This is a genomic window from Roseivirga ehrenbergii, assembly GCF_001593005.1.
GTDB classification, from domain to species: Bacteria; Bacteroidota; Bacteroidia; order Cytophagales; family Cyclobacteriaceae; genus Roseivirga; species Roseivirga ehrenbergii.
In genome coordinates this window covers 1-19,042 of record NZ_LQZQ01000051.1, presented here as the reverse complement: position 1 = coordinate 19,042, position 19,042 = coordinate 1, and the positions used below count along the sequence as shown (strand labels likewise).

General features: G+C 38.2%; 17 protein-coding genes. 8 read left to right on the top strand and 9 right to left on the bottom strand.

Features of this window, described 5'->3' with window-relative positions:
* Positions 1-68: 68 nt before the first annotated feature.
* The 5 genes from MB14_RS17360 to MB14_RS17340 form a co-directional block, all read right to left on the bottom strand.
* Positions 69-2,501, bottom strand: coding sequence for a leucine-rich repeat domain-containing protein (locus MB14_RS17360; protein WP_062593893.1), 2,433 nt, complete (start codon positions 2,499-2,501; stop codon positions 69-71).
* On the bottom strand, positions 2,488-3,321 hold the full coding sequence (locus MB14_RS17355) for a hypothetical protein (RefSeq protein ID WP_062593891.1): 834 nt from the start codon (positions 3,319-3,321) through the stop codon (positions 2,488-2,490). The genes MB14_RS17360 and MB14_RS17355 overlap by 14 nt, the downstream gene beginning before the upstream one ends.
* On the bottom strand, positions 3,318-3,857 hold the full coding sequence (locus MB14_RS17350) for a hypothetical protein (protein WP_245620839.1): 540 nt from the start codon (positions 3,855-3,857) through the stop codon (positions 3,318-3,320). The genes MB14_RS17355 and MB14_RS17350 overlap by 4 nt, the downstream gene beginning before the upstream one ends.
* 71 nt (positions 3,858-3,928) lie before the next feature.
* Positions 3,929-4,405: a nucleoid-structuring protein H-NS gene (locus MB14_RS19010; RefSeq protein ID WP_132644143.1), complete on the bottom strand. Its 477-nt coding sequence runs from the start codon at positions 4,403-4,405 to the stop codon at positions 3,929-3,931.
* A 305-nt stretch (positions 4,406-4,710) separates the two neighbouring features.
* Complete coding sequence (locus MB14_RS17340) at positions 4,711-5,490, bottom strand: DUF6503 family protein (RefSeq protein WP_062593887.1); 780 nt, start codon at positions 5,488-5,490, stop codon at positions 4,711-4,713.
* Positions 5,491-5,640: 150 nt separating this feature from the next.
* On the opposite strand from MB14_RS17340, the gene MB14_RS17335 reads away from it, so the two are divergent.
* The 6 genes from MB14_RS17335 (at position 5,641) to MB14_RS17310 (ending at position 12,771) form a co-directional block, all read left to right on the top strand.
* Entirely contained in the window at positions 5,641-6,822 is a 1,182-nt protein-coding gene (locus tag MB14_RS17335; RefSeq protein ID WP_062593885.1) for a trans-sulfuration enzyme family protein, read from the top strand.
* 7 nt (positions 6,823-6,829) lie between these two features.
* A complete protein-coding gene (locus MB14_RS17330) occupies positions 6,830-8,077 on the top strand; it encodes a competence/damage-inducible protein A (protein ID WP_062593883.1) in 1,248 nt (415 codons plus the stop codon).
* A 77-nt stretch (positions 8,078-8,154) separates the two neighbouring features.
* Positions 8,155-9,459: a dihydrolipoamide acetyltransferase family protein gene (locus MB14_RS17325; RefSeq protein ID WP_062593881.1), complete on the top strand. Its 1,305-nt coding sequence runs from the start codon at positions 8,155-8,157 to the stop codon at positions 9,457-9,459.
* A gap of 257 nt (positions 9,460-9,716) precedes the next feature.
* Positions 9,717-11,963: a PAS domain-containing protein gene (locus MB14_RS17320; protein ID WP_062593879.1), complete on the top strand. Its 2,247-nt coding sequence runs from the start codon at positions 9,717-9,719 to the stop codon at positions 11,961-11,963.
* A 6-nt stretch (positions 11,964-11,969) separates the two neighbouring features.
* On the top strand, positions 11,970-12,380 hold the full coding sequence (locus MB14_RS17315) for a response regulator (RefSeq protein ID WP_062593878.1): 411 nt from the start codon (positions 11,970-11,972) through the stop codon (positions 12,378-12,380).
* A 73-nt stretch (positions 12,381-12,453) separates the two neighbouring features.
* Positions 12,454-12,771 carry a rhodanese-like domain-containing protein gene (locus MB14_RS17310; protein ID WP_062593876.1) on the top strand — a complete coding sequence of 106 codons (318 nt, stop codon included), beginning with the start codon at positions 12,454-12,456 and terminating at the stop codon, positions 12,769-12,771.
* 46 nt (positions 12,772-12,817) lie between these two features.
* On the opposite strand, the gene gldG is transcribed toward MB14_RS17310, so the two are convergent.
* Genes gldG through MB14_RS17295 form a run of 3 tightly spaced genes read right to left on the bottom strand, consistent with a single transcriptional unit; the run spans position 12,818 to position 16,858 of the window.
* Positions 12,818-15,223 carry a gliding motility-associated ABC transporter substrate-binding protein GldG gene (gene gldG / locus MB14_RS17305; RefSeq protein ID WP_062593874.1) on the bottom strand — a complete coding sequence of 802 codons (2,406 nt, stop codon included), beginning with the start codon at positions 15,221-15,223 and terminating at the stop codon, positions 12,818-12,820.
* The gene (gene gldA, locus MB14_RS17300; RefSeq protein ID WP_062593872.1) at positions 15,207-16,133 is read right to left on the bottom strand and encodes a gliding motility-associated ABC transporter ATP-binding subunit GldA; all 927 of its coding nucleotides are present in this window, start codon (positions 16,131-16,133) and stop codon (positions 15,207-15,209) included. Before gldA ends, gldG begins: the two co-directional genes overlap by 17 nt.
* Before the next feature lie 23 nt (positions 16,134-16,156).
* Positions 16,157-16,858, bottom strand: coding sequence for an SDR family oxidoreductase (locus MB14_RS17295; RefSeq protein WP_062593870.1), 702 nt, complete (start codon positions 16,856-16,858; stop codon positions 16,157-16,159).
* Positions 16,859-16,950: 92 nt separating this feature from the next.
* Between MB14_RS17295 and MB14_RS17290 the strand changes: the two genes are divergently transcribed.
* Positions 16,951-17,265: a YbjQ family protein gene (locus MB14_RS17290; RefSeq protein WP_062593868.1), complete on the top strand. Its 315-nt coding sequence runs from the start codon at positions 16,951-16,953 to the stop codon at positions 17,263-17,265.
* Positions 17,266-17,404: 139 nt separating this feature from the next.
* Here MB14_RS17290 and MB14_RS17285 read toward each other — a convergent pair whose 3' ends face one another.
* Positions 17,405-18,223 carry a purine-nucleoside phosphorylase gene (locus MB14_RS17285; protein ID WP_062593866.1) on the bottom strand — a complete coding sequence of 273 codons (819 nt, stop codon included), beginning with the start codon at positions 18,221-18,223 and terminating at the stop codon, positions 17,405-17,407.
* A 161-nt stretch (positions 18,224-18,384) separates the two neighbouring features.
* On the opposite strand from MB14_RS17285, the gene MB14_RS17280 reads away from it, so the two are divergent.
* Entirely contained in the window at positions 18,385-18,909 is a 525-nt protein-coding gene (locus MB14_RS17280) for an NADPH-dependent FMN reductase (protein ID WP_062593864.1), read from the top strand.
* The last annotated feature ends 133 nt before the right edge of the window (positions 18,910-19,042 follow it).

Sequence of the window (19,042 nt, the reverse complement as noted above, 5' to 3'; positions counted from 1 at the left end):
TAAATCCTTAACAAAGAAGTGAACTCAACCCTCCAAAAGTTCAAAACTTTTGGAGGGTTTTTATATCCTTAATAAAACACAACTTCCACATTCGGAAGAGCACTTTTCAGCTTTTCAATGTCGTTGCTTCGCAAAGAGGTATTGAAACAGATAACGGTTTCTAGTTTCTTCAATTCTGTTAGTCGGTCGAACTTGAAAACTTTCGTGTTTGAACAGTCAATCCATTTTAAGTTAGACAGCCCTTCTAGCCCCGTGAAACGCTTCACATTTGTTCCTGAGCAATTGATTCGCTCTAATTTCGTCATCGTTGTGAGCGGACGTAAATCATCAATGGCGGTATTGCTAAAATTCAGTGACTTGAGATTATTGAATTTAAGTACAGACAATAAATCCGCTACTGGCATTTCGGTAAAACTCAGAGACTCTAAAGTTTTTAGGTCTGGTAATGAGTTTAAATCTCTCATTCCAAGCCGGTTTAAGCTCAGCTCTTTCAATCGGTAAAACTCAGACAGTTCCACCAAACTAATAATCGATGAGCCTTGAATATTCAACCTTTCAAGGGAAACCAATTGATGTAGCTGTTTGGCGGTTGGCTGAGCAGCCATTACCACATTTTCTTTGAAAGCCCTTTTCATAGGTTCGCTTAAGATTCCCCACCAAGCATTTAGAGCTTTGGTTTGGAAAATCACGGTCAAGTCTTCCTTCTTATCGAGTATTAACGAAACCGCAGTTTTATCCACATTACTCCCCTCTAAACTCAAGTATTTCAACATGGCCAATCGCCCCAAGTCAGTAATATTTTTGACCTTGGTGTTCTCAGCCTCAATATGTCTTAAGTTAGATAAGTTCGCCAAAGGCGAAAGATCTGCTACGGAAGTATTATTCAGGGTAAGTGTTTCTAAACGTTCCAATGACTCAAGGCCTTGAAGGTTCTTTAATGGATTAGAATTTAAGTTCAAATGCGCGATTTTCTTCAGTTGCGCCAGTGGTGCTAAAGTTATAATTCCGGCTCCTTCTAAGTTCAAAGAATCGATTCTTAAGAGCTGAATTAAATCTTCATTATCAGGGTTAGGCGTATCCATATATTTTGCTAAAACGCCCTTCCACATGTCTGACATACCACCCCACCATTGTTCTAATTGCTTGGTATTTCTCACCACCAAAACTCGTGGATTGGCTTCCATATACGCTTCTGTACTCGCTTCATTGAGGGGCGCATTGTCGCAGTATATCTTTGTTAAAGATTTCACCTGACTCAGTGGCTCAAGTGATTCTACCTTAGTATTGGTAATGTTCAAGGTCTTCAATTGCCCTAAACCCGAAAGCGAAGTCAAGTCACTTACATTTGTCAATTCCAGCTTTAAATCTTGCAGCGCAATAGCCGACTGAAACCCATTCAGATTTATAATATCGCTTGCTGATAAGTCTAACTTTTTAAGCTTATTCAACTTAGAAAAATCAACCGTTGCCGTTTGTGCGGCTTCAGATAAATTGAGTTCTTCCAAAGAAACCAGTTCACTTATGAATGATAAATCTATTTGCTTGATTCTAGAAAGATTCAATTTCTCCAATTTCTCAAACGACTTCAATAGTGAGAAATCCTCAACATGACAATTGGAGAGATTAAGCGATTCAATTTCGTTGTGGTATTTTAGGTATTGAAGGTCGAAAACTGAAGTGTTGGAAACATCAAGTGACTTTAATGTATTGATAGATCGCAAAGGTTTTAGATCATTGACCCATGTATTGCTTATTTTCAGATACTTCAGGTTGGTAAGCTGATAAATTGGATCAAGATTAAGCACAAGGTCATTTCCTGATAAATCAAGGGAATCGATAGAAGCCAAACGCACCAAATCCTGATTGGACATACTGTCACCTTCAAACTTAATTTTATCTTTAAAAACTTGCTTCCACCCTAAGGTCAGCAAAGACCACCACTCCCTTAACTGCTTATCTCTGCTCAGTTTATTTGTATATATACTGGCAATTTTAAGTTCACTCTTTTTCGGGTCTAAATTCAGCTCTATAAATCGCTTTTGACTACTGTTTACAGGCTCTCCACCTAGTGAAGTACCTTGTAAATTTCTTATAATTTCGGCCTTATAGAAGGGCGTGCCATCCTCTTTGGTTTGCACCAATATTTCTGTGATCTCGAAATCGAACACCACATTCTTGAAAAAGAAATCAATATCTTTTAAGTAGGCCTGAATGTCTTTAAAAATCGGAGTTGATCTTTTCTCTTCCAAGTCATCTTCTACCTGAACTTTGGGGTCGACAAAAAGCTTTGCATAGCTGTTGCTAATAATCACTTCCTTTTCGCTTACAGCAGTTCGCTCCGATCCAATTACATTCAGATAATACTCCAGTGCACTGATAATTTCTTTTACTCCCTCTTTCTTTTTTTCCAATACCGAGTCTGGCAAAACAGGGAATTGCGCCCACAATGAGGCACTTGCACTAAAAAAGAGCAGTAATAATATGAGTCTATTTCTTCTCATAAATTATTTTCAATAAATCTTCCTTTTGAGAAGTGTTGACTTGAAGTAAGTCTGAAATTAACCAACCTGAATTATCGTTGGCACGATTAAAATTGGTGAGAGAAAAGTACCAGCCATCAATACCAAAGAAATGGTAATTCATTCGGTTTACAGTTTGAAATTGAAGAATTCCCATTTTTACCTCATAGAGAAATATGGTCAAGAAATCTGGTTTGTAATCGGCCAAAGTATATGATTCTGGAACGCCTCCTTTCACAAGGGCCTTTCGTAAATTCATAAAGTCAAGCTCGTGGCTCATTGGGTGCAAAAACACTTTGGTTTCGCCTCGCTGCTTGTCAAACATGGTTTTGTAAGGATCGAAAGCCACATCGGCTATAACCCATTCGTAACCAAGTGCCTCCTGCTGAATTTTCATATAGAGCAGTAATGGCATTTCTTTCCCTTTGTAGAGAAAAGTAGTGTTTACTACTGCAAACCAATCTGTAGAGTGCAGGTTTAAAAATTCAGGATTATCGCCTTGAGTTACTCTTTCGATAAAGTCATTCTTGGCTTGAGAAGAAATATCAGTATCCTCCTCATCGAAGAGGATACTGAGGTATTTTTTACGCAATCTTTCATTGCGATATTGCCTATCATCAGGCTCAAACGTTCTTCCTTTTACGTCTTCTTCTCCGTTAAAGCGCTTAAAAAACTGATTGAGTTGCTTCGTGCTTGCCAACAGTTGCTGCTCGATTTCATAATTTTCACCCACAATTTGGGCAGAAGAATATGAGGTAAAAACGAAGAAAAAAGAAAGTGAAAGAAGAATTAGTTTTTTCATACTGAAGTTTCAGATACTCTGATATCGCCTAAAATTACGTCCCAAAATTCGATAGTTCTACCAGCAATCTGAGTCTTTTTCTTTTCTACGTAAATGGTAATATCCTTTTTAGTTGTGTCTTTATAGTTCATTTTATCCGCGGTAGTTCCTTCAAACTTCTGATAGATAGTAACTACACCAACATAACGGCCATCAGGCTGTCTTTCTAAATCAGATATATATTGAACATCGTACCATTCAATATTTACCTTATCATAGTTAAGCGCCATTAATCGCTGGAAATACTCACGTACTTTGTAGTACTTAATTTCTTCCGAAGCGAGTGATGACACACCCATTTCGCTACCCGGAGCGAATAATTCTTCGGCCCTATCCATTACGCGGTTGGCTTCAGAAAAAGGAGTATCCTTATTACCAATAATGGCAATGTACTTTCCTAAGTCTTTAACTTTTTCTAAGGCTAGTGAGTCAATTGCTTTTTCACGATTGGGGTCTACAGGACTTTGAGCTTGGGTTGAAACAGCAAAAAAAGCCATTAAAGCAACCACATAAGAAAGTCTTTTAAATATTTGATTGTTCATAATTTCTTGTGTTAGGGTATTTTTGACTATTTCTTTACTAATACTAGTTCCTTGATTCTGCCTTGAGAATCCATCACCATTTCTTTTACCTTGTGTGGAGCCTTCTTAAGGTCCTTTAAATAGTTAAGGTACTTAGTAATCGTAGTTGGTTCGTCAAAATCTTCAGTTCCATTGGCTGCGTAAAAAATGATCAATACTGGAGCTTCTCCATTACTAAACATTCCAACGGCTTCTCTGATATTATTATTTGCTGCGTTAATAGAAGAAGCATTCGCGATTTGCCCAAAATAATTAGACAACCTAGCGTCAAGCGCCCTATTGGCCGCCTCTGGGTCTTCTTTTGGTTCTTCCTTCTTTACAGGAGGTGTTGGCTCGGGAGTGGTTTCTTCAATAACTTCTTCTGGTTCTTGGTTGGCATCAACCACCGCTTTTTGACTCTTACAAGAAGACATTACAAAGAGCAGTAAACAGAAGACTGGCACTAATTTAAAGATGCTTTTCATGTTGTGTGAATTTGGTTTCATATATATGGCTTCGTTAAACGATTTCTCTTCAAGCAAGTTCTGTTCCAAGTAACTATTATTTTCACTAAACAGCTCTTTTAGCAACTTTTCACAAAGTTTTCTTTTCGAATAGAGAAAATTGCTGTCAAAATGAAAACAAGAATCTTGTAAGCGGACAAATATGGGGAAAGAATGACTCATTCGCTTGTCATTTCTTGCCGAGTTTTTGAGTAAGAATCTGCACAAAAAAAATGTCGCAACAGGAATAAACCCATTGCGACATTTCATGAAAATTAAACTAAGCTTTAACCTCTTGGAGCTATTTGTGCACCTTCAGGCATTTTGAAATTATCCATGTTTGGAACTTCCTTTGAAAGCTTTACATTCTCGAAAAGCAGCTCATTTCTCATTCCGCCCACTTCTCCGTCTTTATATTGATACCACTGCAAAGATTTTGGAATGGTAATTCCGTTAATGGTTTGCCATTGATCATACTTAATTAAGCTCCACCTGTCACTTGCCTCTTCTCCACCAAAAGTGGCAGTATACATTAGCCAAGCCATTTTATTGGTTTCCGGATCGGAATAAATAATGTAATTATCTTTTGAAGACTCACCTATTCCGTTTTCATACGATATTTTAACTCCATTATAAGTAGTACCTAGGATGTTCATTGGCTCTACATCTTCATAAATAACTCCTTCATCGCCTACCACAAAAGGAAACGCATAAAAGTAAAAATATAGATTATAGGTCATTCGAGCTCTGGAAGCATTGACCGTTGCTGGGGTTACCCAAACCTCATTACCATCAAAACCTGTGGTGTCATTTTCTGATTCAATTCGGGTATACCTACTTTGGAGCTCAATCAAGTGATGTTGTCCATTGGACATATCATAAGAAAGCTGCTTCATTTCAGACCAATTACCAAAACCACCATGAGCATCAAAAACTTTAGTGATGCTTTCTGAGTGATGTTCTGTTTTTGGCGAAATCACTTTTACCTCTTCAATTTTATTCTCAGTTTTTGTTCCTCCACAGCCCATTAGGGATGCCATAAGGAAAACCATTAAACATTTTTTCATTTCGGATTGATTAAATTCAACTGTAAAGTTCACGAATTTACAGATTTTCAAGGTCAGATGGCTTACTCTATTCGCATACTTATTCAAGAATAATAGGAATCCTTTTCTCTAGCTGTTTCCGAATGTATATTTGGGTCAGAAATGATTTGAATGAAAGAGAAGCAAAAACAATTCGAAACCGAGGCAATTCGCACTCAGATTGAAGGCACACATGCGCAGGAACACTCTACTCCTATGTACCTTACTTCTAGCTTCACTTATGAGGACGCGGAAGAAATGCGTGCGGCTTTTGCTGGTGAGAACGACAAAAACATTTATAGCCGCTTTAGCAATCCAAACCTACAAGAACTCGTAGACAAGGTTTGCAAAATGGAAAAGGCCGAAGCGGGTTACGCTTTTGCTTCAGGAATGGCTGCCATTTTCTCTACATTCGCTGCCTTACTTTCCTCTGGCGACCACATCATTTCTTGTCGATCCATTTTTGGTTCAACCCATACCGTTTTAGGTAAAATATTATCCAAATGGAAAATCGACACCACTTATGTGGACATTGACAATACCAGCGATTGGGACAATGCGGTTCAACCCAATAGCAAAATTTTATATGTAGAAACCCCAACAAACCCAGCTGTAGATATTATTGATTTAGAATGGTTGGGTCATTTTGCAAAAAAACACAAACTGATTTTAGTAGTCGACAACTGCTTTGCTACACCTTACCTACAACAACCGATTCAATACGGTGCCGACTTAGTTATTCATTCGGCCACCAAATTCATGGACGGACAAGGCCGTGTAATGGGTGGGATTACGGTTGGTAAAAAGGAATTGATAGATGAAATCTATGCCTTTAGCAGAAGCACTGGCCCTGCCCTTTCTGCCTTTAATGCCTGGGTAATTTCTAAAAGCTTAGAAACCTTGGCTGTACGCATGGATCGCCATTCTGAAAATGCACTCAAGCTGGCTGAATTTCTCGAAAATTCTGAATTTGTGGAATGGGTTAAATACCCATTCTTAAAGTCACACCCTATGTATGAAGTGGCTAAAAAACAAATGAAGGCTGGTGGAGCAATGGTCGCGTTTGGCATTAAAGGAGGTTTAGAAAGCGGAAGAGTATTTTTGAACAACATTAAAATCTGTTCCCTTACTGCGAATTTAGGCGATAGCCGAACCATTGTAACTCACCCTTCTTCTACCACACATGCAAAACTCTCGGAAGAAGAGAGAATAAAAGTGGGAATAACTCCGGAACTGATTAGGGTTTCAGTAGGTTTAGAGCACATTACAGATATTATAACCGACATTGAGCAAGCCTTAAAAGCCGCCCAATAATTTCCATATGAAAAACGTAACTGCGGAAATCCTGACCATTGGAGATGAAATTCTCTTTGGTCAAATTTTAGATACCAATGCTCAATGGATGAGTGCTCAGCTCGACCTACTAGGCGTTAGAGTAGTGAGAAAAACTACTGTTGGCGACAATGAACCAGATATACTGCATGCATTTACAGAAGCCGAAAGCCGAGCAGATTTGGTGTTAATTACGGGCGGTTTAGGCCCTACAAATGACGACCTTACTATGCCCAGTCTGGCCAAATATTTTGGTTGCAAAATTGTAGAAAACGCTAGTGTTTTGGCACACGTGAAAGACTTCTTCGAAAAACGAGGAAGAGATTTTACAGAAATGAATAAAAGGCAGGCGCTAGTTCCTGAAATTGCCGAGGTGATTCATAACTCTTTGGGCACGGCACCTTGCACATGGTATGAAAGAAACGGGAAAATATTTGTTTCTATGCCAGGCGTACCCCATGAGATGAAGAACGTAATGAAGGAATTCATTATTCCGAAGGTTCGTACTTTCTTTCAAACCCCAGTAATTTACCATAAGGTAATTAGAACGGTAGGAATTGGCGAATCCTTTCTAGCAGATAAAATAAAAGATTGGGAAAACGCCCTCCCTCCTCATATTCGCTTGGCCTATCTTCCGAGTGTTGGCCATGTGAAATTAAGACTTACTGCCATTGGTGACGACCGCAGTCAACTGGAAAAAGATGTGCAACAACTGATTGAAGCATTTATTCCTCTAGGCGGTAAATACATTTATGGTTATGATGAAACGAGCCTAGAAGAAGCCATTGGACAGCTTCTACTGGCCCAAAAGAAAACAATTGCCCTTGCAGAAAGTTGTTCAGGTGGATTTATTCAACATAAAATCACTCAAATTCCCGGATCATCTGCTTACTTTCAGGGCGGAATTGTACCTTACCACAACCAATTTAAGATTGATGTGTTAGGTGTGAAGGCTTCCACACTTGAAAAACATGGTGCGGTAAGCGAAGAATGCGTTAAAGAAATGGCCGAGAGGGTTAGAGAAAAATTTAACTCAGACATAGGTGTAGCTAGTAGTGGAATTGCCGGACCAGGCGGTGGTTCTGAAGAAAAACCAGTCGGAACAGTATGGATTGCCTTTGCAGATGGCAAACAAACCATAACCAAACGACTTCAATTAACACAGAATAGAATATTAAATATTGAATTAACAGAAATAGCCGTATTAAATTTGGTTAGAAAAAGTTTGAGCCAATAGAACATTGATAATATTTGGTTTAATGCTATTTTTGTCTTTTTAATGCGAACGTTTTTAATCTCTAAGAACATAAGAATATGGCACTTGTAGAAATGGTGATGCCTAAAATGGGCGAGAGTATAATGGAAGGCACGGTCTTGACTTGGCTAAAACAGGAAGGCGACACAATTGAAGCCGATGAGTCTGTATTGGAAGTAGCCACAGACAAGGTAGACACTGAAGTTCCTGCCATTCACGCAGGTGTTTTAAAAGAAATATTAGTAAAAGAAGGCGATGTAGTGGCTGTCGGAGCTCCAATTGCCCGAATAGAAACAGAAGCATCTGCTGGTGGTGATACTACACCAGCTGTGGAAGCCACTAAAGCTACCACCGCAAGTGAAAAACCTGCAGAAGCCACTTCCAATAATCAAGCGGTCGTATTAGAGAAACCCTCTGGCGATAGGTTCTATTCACCTTTGGTAATGAACATTGCCCGTGAAGAAGGCATTTCTATGAGTGAATTGGAAAGAGTTCCAGGCACTGGTAGAGAAGACAGAGTAACTAAAAAAGATATTTTGGCCTACGTTAAAAACAGGCCACAAGGTGGTGTAGCAGCAGCTCCTACTCAGACGCAAACAGCACCGTCTGCGCCAGCGCAGTCGGCTCCGAAACAAATGCCAGTTTCTATTTCAGGCGAAGATGAAATCATAGAAATGGACAGAATGCGTAAGATGATTGCCGAGCGAATGGTAGACTCTAAACGCATTTCTCCACACGTTACTTCTTTTGTTGAAGCAGATGTATCGAATGTAGTTGCATGGAGAAACAAGGTGAAAAATGGTTTTATGGAAAGAGAAGGTGAGCCAATTACCTTTACCCCAATCTTTATTGAGGCCATTGTAAAAGCCATTAAGGACTACCCAATGATTAATATTCAGGTAGACGGCTCTAGAATCATTAAGAAAAAAGACATCAACATCGGTTTAGCTGTAGCTTTACCTAGTGGTAACCTTATCGTTCCTGTAATTCACCGAGCTGACCAATACAACTTAACTGGCCTTACTAAGAAGGTAAACGCCTTGGCTAAAAAAGCACGTGAAAACAAATTGACGCCAGACGATTTGCAAGGAGGTACATTCACCGTTTCAAACGTTGGCTCTTTCGGTAACGTAATGGGAACTCCAATTATCATGCAACCTCAAGTTGCAATTATGGCTTTAGGTGCGGTGGTTAAAAAGCCCGCAGTAATTGAAACTCCTTCTGGTGATGCAATTGCAATTCGTCATAAGATGTTCCTTTCACACTCATACGACCACAGAGTTGTTGATGGATCTTTAGGTGGAATGGTGGTAAGAAGAGTAGCTGATTATTTAGAGAAATTCGATCTAAAACAGACCTTATAATATTCCAGAGAAAATTAACCATAAACCTCAATCAGAAATGGTTGAGGTTTTTTTGTTTTCATATACTGGGCTTAAAAAATGGATTTCACAAATCTTGTAAACTTGTGCATTTACTTCAAAAAAAGGACACTTCATTATTTCAGTTCATCAGAAATAAAGTACAACATGGCATTTAGTATATATTTAAGTAACTTATCAGGAGTTTAAATTATCAGATAAAGACTGATACGTAATAAGACAATTCACTATAAAAATTAATGTCTAAAACCGAAGACACACATGAACTAGCCAAAACTAGTAGAGATGAAAAGACACTTCTCGAAGCATTAAATCATGCTTCTATTATTTCTGTTGTTGATACGAAAGGCAACTTCACTTTCGTAAACGACAATTTTTGTAACATCTCGGGCTACAGTCGAGAAGAATTATTGGGTGAAAATCACAGCCTCATTTCAACCATTGATAGTCAAATTTCTTCTAACCATGCCTGGAAAGGAGAGTTGAAAAACCGAAAGAAAAATGGAGCCTACTTCTGGACTCAGTCATCTATTGTTCCCTCGATAAACGATCAAGGAAAAATTGAATGCTATACCGCTGTCCATTTAGACATTACTGAAAGCAAGTCAAAAGTTAACTACCTCTTAAATAAAGACATAAATCAAGACGCAGAATATAATCTTAACCAAGCCCAAAAAGTGGCTAAAATTGGAAGCTTTGACACATCCTTACCTACTAATGAAATCTGGTGGTCTGATGAGCTCTTTTCCTTATTCGGTTTAAACCCGAATCTTTTCACACCACAAAGAGATAGTTTCTACGAACTAATTCACCCAAATGATCAACCATTATTTGAGAAACTAGTAAAGTCTTTGACAAGCGAAAAAACGACTAAGTTTGAATTTAGAGCAAAACATTCCAGCGGAAAATGGTTGCATCTTGAGCTAATAGCAGAAGCAAAATACGATAAGAACAACAACTTTATTGGGTCAATTGGCACAATGCAAGACATAACGGAGAGGAAAGAAGCTCAAGCAGCCCTTAGGTATGCCTATAATATAATCAACCGAAGTCCAGCCGTAGTTTTTCGGTGGAAAAACATTAAAGATTTACCTGTTGATTTTGTATCAAAAAACGTTGTAGAGTTGACAGGATACTCTACTGAAGACTTTTTAAACAGAGTAATACGCTATGACGACATAATCCATCCAGATGATATAGAAAGAGTATCTAAAGAAGTGGTAAGAGCTAATCAAAGTGATACCAACAACATGTATCATCATGAACCATATAGACTCATCACTAAAAATGGAGAAATAAAATGGGTGCTCGACACCACCTACATTAGACGTAATACCGCTGGCAAAGTAATGTTTCGCGAAGGCATTGTTTATGACATTACCAAACAAAGGTTGGCTGAGGAAGATCTTAGAAAAAACGAAGCTTTATTAGCTAGAATGAGTGAGACGGCTAAAATTGGCGGGTGGGAGTTAGATGTTAATTCATTAGAAATTGATTGGACAGAGGAGACATACTTAATTTATGAACTAGACCCTAATAAAAAACCGGTCTTATCAGAAGGAATTAAATATTATCACCCCGATGATCGACCTAAAATTGAAAAAGCTGTTCAAAACGCCATTGACCTAAATGAATCATTCGATTTAGAGGTTAAATTTATAACCGCAAAAGGAAAACATCTATGGGTTCGTTCGATTGGTAGGCCAATCATCCAAAATGGAGTTACAGTTAAAGTTACTGGTACATTTCAAGACATCACAGAACAAAAAAAGGCAGAGTTATTAGTCCATCAACACTTACAATTACTCGAACAAAAAAACAAAGAGCTCAATCAATTTGCTTACATCGCCTCGCATGATTTACAGGAGCCACTTAGAACAGTAGCAAATTATGTGGAGCTACTTAATTGGAAATACAATAACCAACTGGATGAAGATTCAAATCTGTACCTAAATTATATTACTCGGTCTGTAGAGCGAATGCAAGACTTGCTGCATGCATTATTAGAGTATACAAGCATTGGGAAATACGAAAAGGAACCAACTCTTGTTGATTGTAATAACATAGTAGAACAGATAAAAATTGATTTATCAGTCCAATTAGAAAAAAAGAAAGTTAAGCTGAACATCGACAGACTAGTTCAAGTTAAAGGCTATGAACATGAGCTACGTTCACTTTTCCAAAACCTGATATCCAATGCTATAAAATACTCTAAGCCAAATACGACCCCCGAAATTAACATTTCAGTAAAAAAAGAAATGAACCAAAACATATTTGCTGTAAAGGATAATGGAATAGGCATTGAGGAAAAATATAAAGAAAAAATATTTGTCATTTTTCAACGACTTCATAATCAAGATTCATATGAAGGCACGGGGATTGGACTAGCTCGCTGTCTGAAAATAGCTGAACTACACGGTGGCAAAATATGGGTCGAATCTCAACCCGATCGTGGTAGCACATTCTATTTTTCAATACCAAATTAAACAATCATGAAAAAGAAAATTCCCTGCGTTCTATTAATTGACGACAATGAAGCTGATAATTTTTATCATAAAATTGTAATAGAAAGGTCTGAATTTGCAGAAGAAGTAGTATCAGTTACGGGAGGACAAGAGGCCCTAGAATATCTTCAGTTAAGCCTAAAAGGTGAAAAAACATCTCCAGACTTAATTTTTCTAGATATCAACATGCCCAGAATGGATGGCTGGGAATTTTTACAAGCATATGCAGCACTGGAGAAGCCAGACAACGAAAGAATCATAGTGGTTATGCTATCCACATCCAAAAACCCGGATTACGTAAAAAAGGCAAACGAAATAAACGAAGTAAGCGAATTTACGAGTAAACCACTCACTGCAGAATATTTAGAAGAACTACGTGAAAAATACTTCAGTAAATAGGTTCACATAACAGGCTCAATTATACCATTCCAATCTTAATTCACTAATTTTCAATTCCATATTAAATAGTGTTATGAAAGAAACTACCGTAAAGGAACTAGCAGAACTAAAAGCATCAGGAGCAGACTTTCAGTTGATTGATGTAAGAGAACAAAATGAATTTGAAATAGCCGAAATTGGTGGAGAGTTGATCCCCATGAATACCATTCCGGGAAACGTAGATAAAATTAGCCGTGATAAAAAAGTAGTGATCCATTGCCGTAGCGGAAAACGCAGTGGAGATGTGATCAACTGGTTAGAGCAAAACCATGGTTTCGAAAATCTCTATAACCTTAAGGGTGGAATTTTGGCCTATGCTGATGAAATTGACAATAGCTTAACGAAATACTAAACTGATTTTTTCAGAAGGTTGAAGTTCTTTCAACCTTCTGAAAAACCTAGAAACGGCTATATTTTCTAACGCGAATAAAGTTGCGAATCACTCCAAAGAGCACTAACAAAACAATTGGCCCAACAAGGTTAATCATCTGCCATTTCAACTTTTCTTTTTGCGCTCGAATTCTATCTAAAGGTCGTAGCTTAATCTCTTTATTTCTTGCCTGAATTAATCCATCATCGTTTATCAAATAGGTCAGCGCATTCATCATAAAGTCTTTATTGGCAAACACCTTTTTTTCTTCACCTTCGGCATATGGATTAAACCCTAAATCGAGCGGTACTCCTCGCTGCATTTCATTTCTGATTATATCACCATCACCAATGACAATGATTTTCGTGTCGGGACTATCGGCTTTAAAATCGCTGGTATTCACTCCCTCTTTCGGTAAAACTCTATTTTTAAAAAGACTCTCAAATTCCCCTTCCAATAAATAAGCAATAGGATACTGCCCACCTTGGTAAAGACTTGGATCATTCTCTGCTGCAATTTCTTCGAACGAAACAGGTGCTGGCGCATTCAGAATTCGAGTGTATTGAGAAGTAAACATCAATGGAGTTTTCCTGATCCCCTCAGCAGCAACCGTGTCAATTGTACTAGTAAAACGTGTGTAAACGGCATCTAAATTACGAGTAATTGGATGATCGCTAAACCACGAAGCACCAAAGAAAAATGGCCAGCGTAAATTGGTAATGGTTTGAGAGTCATCCATCCTTACCGGGTATCGACCAAAATTTTGCACATCTAAGATGAAGTCATTTTTCAGCCTAATTCCATAACGAAAAAACAGATCATCCAAATCAAGCGTGTAGGGCAAGCCAAAAGTACCAACTCCGCCTGCTTGTCGCATGTCTACTCCAAGGGCATCGACCATAAAAATGGCCTTGCCTCCATTCATCAAATGCTGATCAATTTTAAATTTGTCTTCCCTAGAAAAAGGCTTGGTGGGTTTTGCCATAATAATCACATCGAAGTTTTTCAACTCCGTTGTCTCACTCAAGTTGACCGGTACAATATTAAATGCTTCAGAAAAATCACGCGCAAACCAATAGATGTTCAACGAATCAAGTTCACCATGTCCTTGAAGCAAGCCAATACGCTTTCTATCAACATCCGCAATGCGCTGAATTCCAGTGGCTAATTCGTATTCAATACCCTCAAGCGATTGATTGAGCTTCATTTCAAATGATGCTCCTTGATTCCCTTTCAGCAATAACACACTGGAAGTTCGATCTCCGTAACGAAGCACTACATAAGGAAAAATAAGCTTCTGTACATCGGTTCCATTATCATTGTCAAATATTCTGGTAGGCGAAAGCCCCGCATCTATCCAAGCCTGATAGTTTTTATTTCGTTCACTTTCAGTATCAGCCGCTCCAGGATCATTAACTGAATAGTAAATAGGCTGACTGCTGTAAATACCTAGTTCTTCTACAGTTTCTACAATGGATTTCTGAAAACGCTGAAATTCGGTTGGTAAATCGGTTCCCAATAAAATTTCCACATGTAAAGGCTGATTCAGTTTTCCCAATAGTTCCTTAGTAGGATCTTGAAGCGTATATCGTTTTTCTTCTGTTAAATCGAACCTCCAAAAAAAGTTGGCAGCAACTACATTAACTGCAAATACAATGAAAAGCCCCAGTGCGAATACCTTAATAGCCTTCACTCTATGGGGTTTGAAGGACATTCTTCGCGCAGCGAATTTGAGTGAAGTAAGCAGCAAAACCACAGTGATTGTACTTAAGAAATACACTAAGTTTCTGGAATCAATCAGGCCACGGCTCATAGCATCATAATGAAATGAAAGGCTCATTTCATCAATATAAAGGGCAGTTTGACCAGTGAAAATATCGGCCAATGCACTTATGCCTGTAAACATAAAGAAACAGAAGAACACAGCTAGAATAAAAGCTACTATCTGGTTTTCGCTGATTGCAGAAGCAAATAGCCCAATGGATGTAAAAACGCCTCCTAATAAAATAAGACCTACATAAGACCCAATAATGCCGGGTGTATCTAAATTTCCGGTTGGGTTTCCGAGCTGATAAACCGAGTAATAATAAACCAACGTGGGCAGCACAGAGAAAACCACCAAAGAAAAAGCAGCCATGTACTTCCCTATAATAATCTGAAAGTCACTCAATGGACGGGTAAGCAGCAACTCTAAGGTTCCTGCTTTTCTCTCTTCAGCCAACATCCGCATGGTAATGGCTGGAATAAGAAACATGTATACAAAAGGGCCTAATGAGAATAGTGTATCGAGCTGGGCATAACCGTAATCGATTACACTGGTTTCAGGGAAAACCCACATCAATAACCCAATACCAGTAAGAAAAACACCGATCACAACATAAGCGATCAACGAATTCAGAAACTGCTGAACCTCCTTTCTATAAATCGCCCACATTGCTCTGTTGGTTAGTTAAGTCATAGAAAATTTGTTCTAGGTCTTGCTCAATCAGTTGCATTTCTAAAATCACCCAGTTTCTTTCCGAAGCCAGCTTAAAAAATCGCTCTCTAATATACTTATTAACCTTTGATGTAACCTGGTATTTTCCTGCGCCTAAATCTTTAAACTGAAAATCTTTAATTTCAGAAATAGCTTTAAGATCAACTGGTTTAGATAATTCCACATACAAAACCTGTTTTACACCCGAAGTCAAATGAGCAACCGAGTCGTTGGCCACAATTCTACCCTGATTTATAATCACCACTCTATTACACAAAGCTTTCACTTCTTGCATAATATGAGTCGATAGAATTACCGTTTTATCTTTACTGATTTGCTTAATTAAACCTCTGATTTCAGCAAGTTGGTTGGGGTCTAAGCCAGTGGTGGGTTCATCGAGAATAAGCACTTCAGGGTCATGCAATAATGCCTGAGCCAGTCCGACCCTTTGCCTGTACCCTTTTGAAAGCGAGCTTATCTTCTTATTCTGCTCACGTGTTAAGCCACAAAGCCGAATCATTTCAGCTATCCGCTGCTTCCTCTTCTCTCCTTTTATTTGATGAAGGGAAGCAATAAATGCCAGATACTCGTGAACGAACATATCTAAATACAGCGGATTGTGCTCTGGTAAATAACCTATAATGGCTCTCGCTTTTTTAGACTCCTTCACAATATCAAACCCATTCACAATTACCTCGCCTTCGGAAGGTGGTAGGTAACCTGTCGCAATTTTCATTGTTGTGGACTTACCCGCACCATTAGGCCCCAGAAAACCAAGAATATCTCCTTTGTTTACTTCAAAAGAGATTCCATCAACAGCTTTCTGTTGTCCGTAAACTTTGGTGAGTTGCTTTACCTGTATCGACATTGAATCCTTAACGAGGCCTAATATTATTTATTGGGCTTTCCTTTTGGCCATAATGGTCGAACTTCTACATCCACCACATGGTAATTTGCAAAAGTTTGAACAGACTGAACAATTGAACTTGCTACATCTTGCGGACGCATCATATTATCGTTGGCATTTGCCAATTCAATACTATCGAAGAAATTGGTATTGGTTGAACCTGGGTAAATTGTCGTCACCTTTATTCCGTATTCTCTTAGCTCTTGAAAAATAGAATGTGAAATTCCTCGAACCGCATGTTTTGTTCCCACATAGCCTGACATTGTTTTAATTCCACTTGTTCCTGCAATGGAAGAAATATTAACGATATGACCTTCTCCCAATTCTATCATGCTAGGTACGGCTACTTTAATACAATAAAACAATCCATGAACATTAATGTCATACATCTCTCTCCATTCTGCCACATCCATTTCGTGAATAAGCCCTTGATAACCCATTCCAGCATTATTCACCAAAACACTTGCCTTACCAAGCTTATCAGAAGTGGCTTTATAGGAAGCCTGAACATTATCCCAATCAGAAACATCTGTTTTAAAAAAGTGAAAATTAGCATGCTCCAATTTGGGTGAAGTTCTTCCCCATCCTGCTACAATGGCTCCAGCTTCCAACAATTGCTTCACCGTTTCCAAACCTATTCCTTTACTTACGCCAGTTACAATGGCCACTTTCCCTTGAATATCCATAGTGTGAAATTAACAAGCTAAAACTGATTATGGAACTGTAGAGCAATGTTAATCTTAAAACGATTTTATAGTAACTTCTCAAAAAAAAGAAAATGATACTATCAACAACAGACTTTGTTCCGAATAAAGAAATTATAGAGATCGTAGGTATTGCTAGAGGTAGTACTGTAAGAGCTAGAAATGTAGGTAGGGATATCTTCGCTGGCTTTAAGAATTTAGTTGGGGGCGAAATAGATGAATATACCCAACTACAAGCTGAATCAAGAGAAGAGGCAATTTTTAGAATGACGAAGGACGCTGAAAAACTAGGAGCAGATGCTATTATCAATGTTCGATTTACAACCGCTATGATTATGCAAGGAACAGCTGAAATACTTGCCTATGGAACAGCAGTCAAATTAAAATAATTTACTTCAAATGGCTGAGTTGATAATTTGGACAGCGATTACATTTTGGGTTATAATCGCTGTTAGAATAACTTTCAGTATTAAAAAGAGAGTTAATCAACGTAATCGAGAAGAATTTGAAAAACGTAGTAATTAACAATTACTGTAGCGAAATCAACTTCTGTAATAGAATAGTCATCCCATTTTCGGCCTTTGCTGCCGCTGCCAATATTTTAGATAGTTCGGCAACTTCCAAGTGATCTGGGTCACACAAATCTGTAATAGCAGAAATAGCAAACACAGGAAGATTCATATGTCGAGCTACAATTACTTCTGGTACAGTAGACATTCCTACAGCATCTGCACCAATGATTTTCAGAAAACGATATTCGGCTCTTGTTTCCAAATTAGGGCCACTCACCCCAGCGTATACGCCTTCATGACACCTTATCCCTTCCTCCTTCGCAATCGCTAAAGCTTGATCAATCATATTACGTTCATAAGGCTCGCTCATATCAGGAAAGCGTCCTCCGAATTCATCAAGGTTAGCACCTGTTAACGGATTCTCCTTAGTCAAATCAATATGATCTTCAATGATCATTAAATCAGCCACTTGAAAATTCAAGTTTAATCCCCCTGCGGCATTAGAAACAAAAAGTTTCTTAACCCCTAAGAGTTTCAATACGCGGACAGGAAAAGTTACCTGCTTCATGTCATAGCCTTCGTAATAATGAAACCGCCCCTGCATAGCTACAACCTTCTTTCCAGAAAGTTCTCCGAAAATCAGCCTACCACTATGGCTCTCTACCGTTGAAATGGGAAAGTGAGGTATCTCTTTATATTCAATTGTATGCTCAATTCTAATCTTATCTACTAAAGCCCCTAAACCAGTCCCCAATATGATACCAAATTCAGGTTGAAAATCATTTTCGGATTGAATGTAGTTAAGCGCTTCAAAAATTCGTTTGGTATAGTCCATAGTGTCAATGCTCAATTCAATTTCAAAGATGCAAAAGATTTCATTTTGAGAGGAACTTTAGAAGTCAAAACTTAATTCCATAATCATACTTCTATAAAAGCTTATAGTCCTATGCTCTTTCAGACAAAGGCCTTAATTTCGAATTGAAATCAAATCACAGTATGATCACAATTGTAGTAGGAACCAATCGTATTAATTCAGTTAGTAGACAAGTCGCAGATTACTATCAATCCATTATTCAAGAAAAAGGCATTACTGCCGAAATTGTTGATCTCGTTGACTTACCTCATGATTTCACTGGAACGGCTCTTTACGAAAACAATGGAAATAACGCTATTTTCAATACAATGAGAGATAAAGTCCAAAGTGCTAAAAAGCTAATTTTCATCGTCCCTGAATACAACGGTTCCTTCCCTGGTATACTTAAAACATTCATCGATGGATTAAAATATCCTCAAGGAGTTAGAGATAAAAAGGCTGCATTAGTGGGCATTTCCTCAGGCGTACAAGGCGGAGTTTTTGCCATGTCTCACCTCACAGACATTTTTAATTATTTAGGGATGCATGTATTTGCTCTTAAACCTAAACTAGCCGGTATTGAAAGAAACTTCTCAAATGGAAAGGTCATAAACCAACTATATAACGAACTTATTAATACTCAAATAGATAAGTTTATTGAATTCTAAACAAACTCTAATACTAACCTCTTACTTTCCTCAGTTCGGTGAACAAATTGTAGCTCAATAATCAATTGAGTATTGATGCTGAATCAGTACTTAGTAAGCTCTACTTTCCCTCCCTCCCAAAGTAAAGGTCATA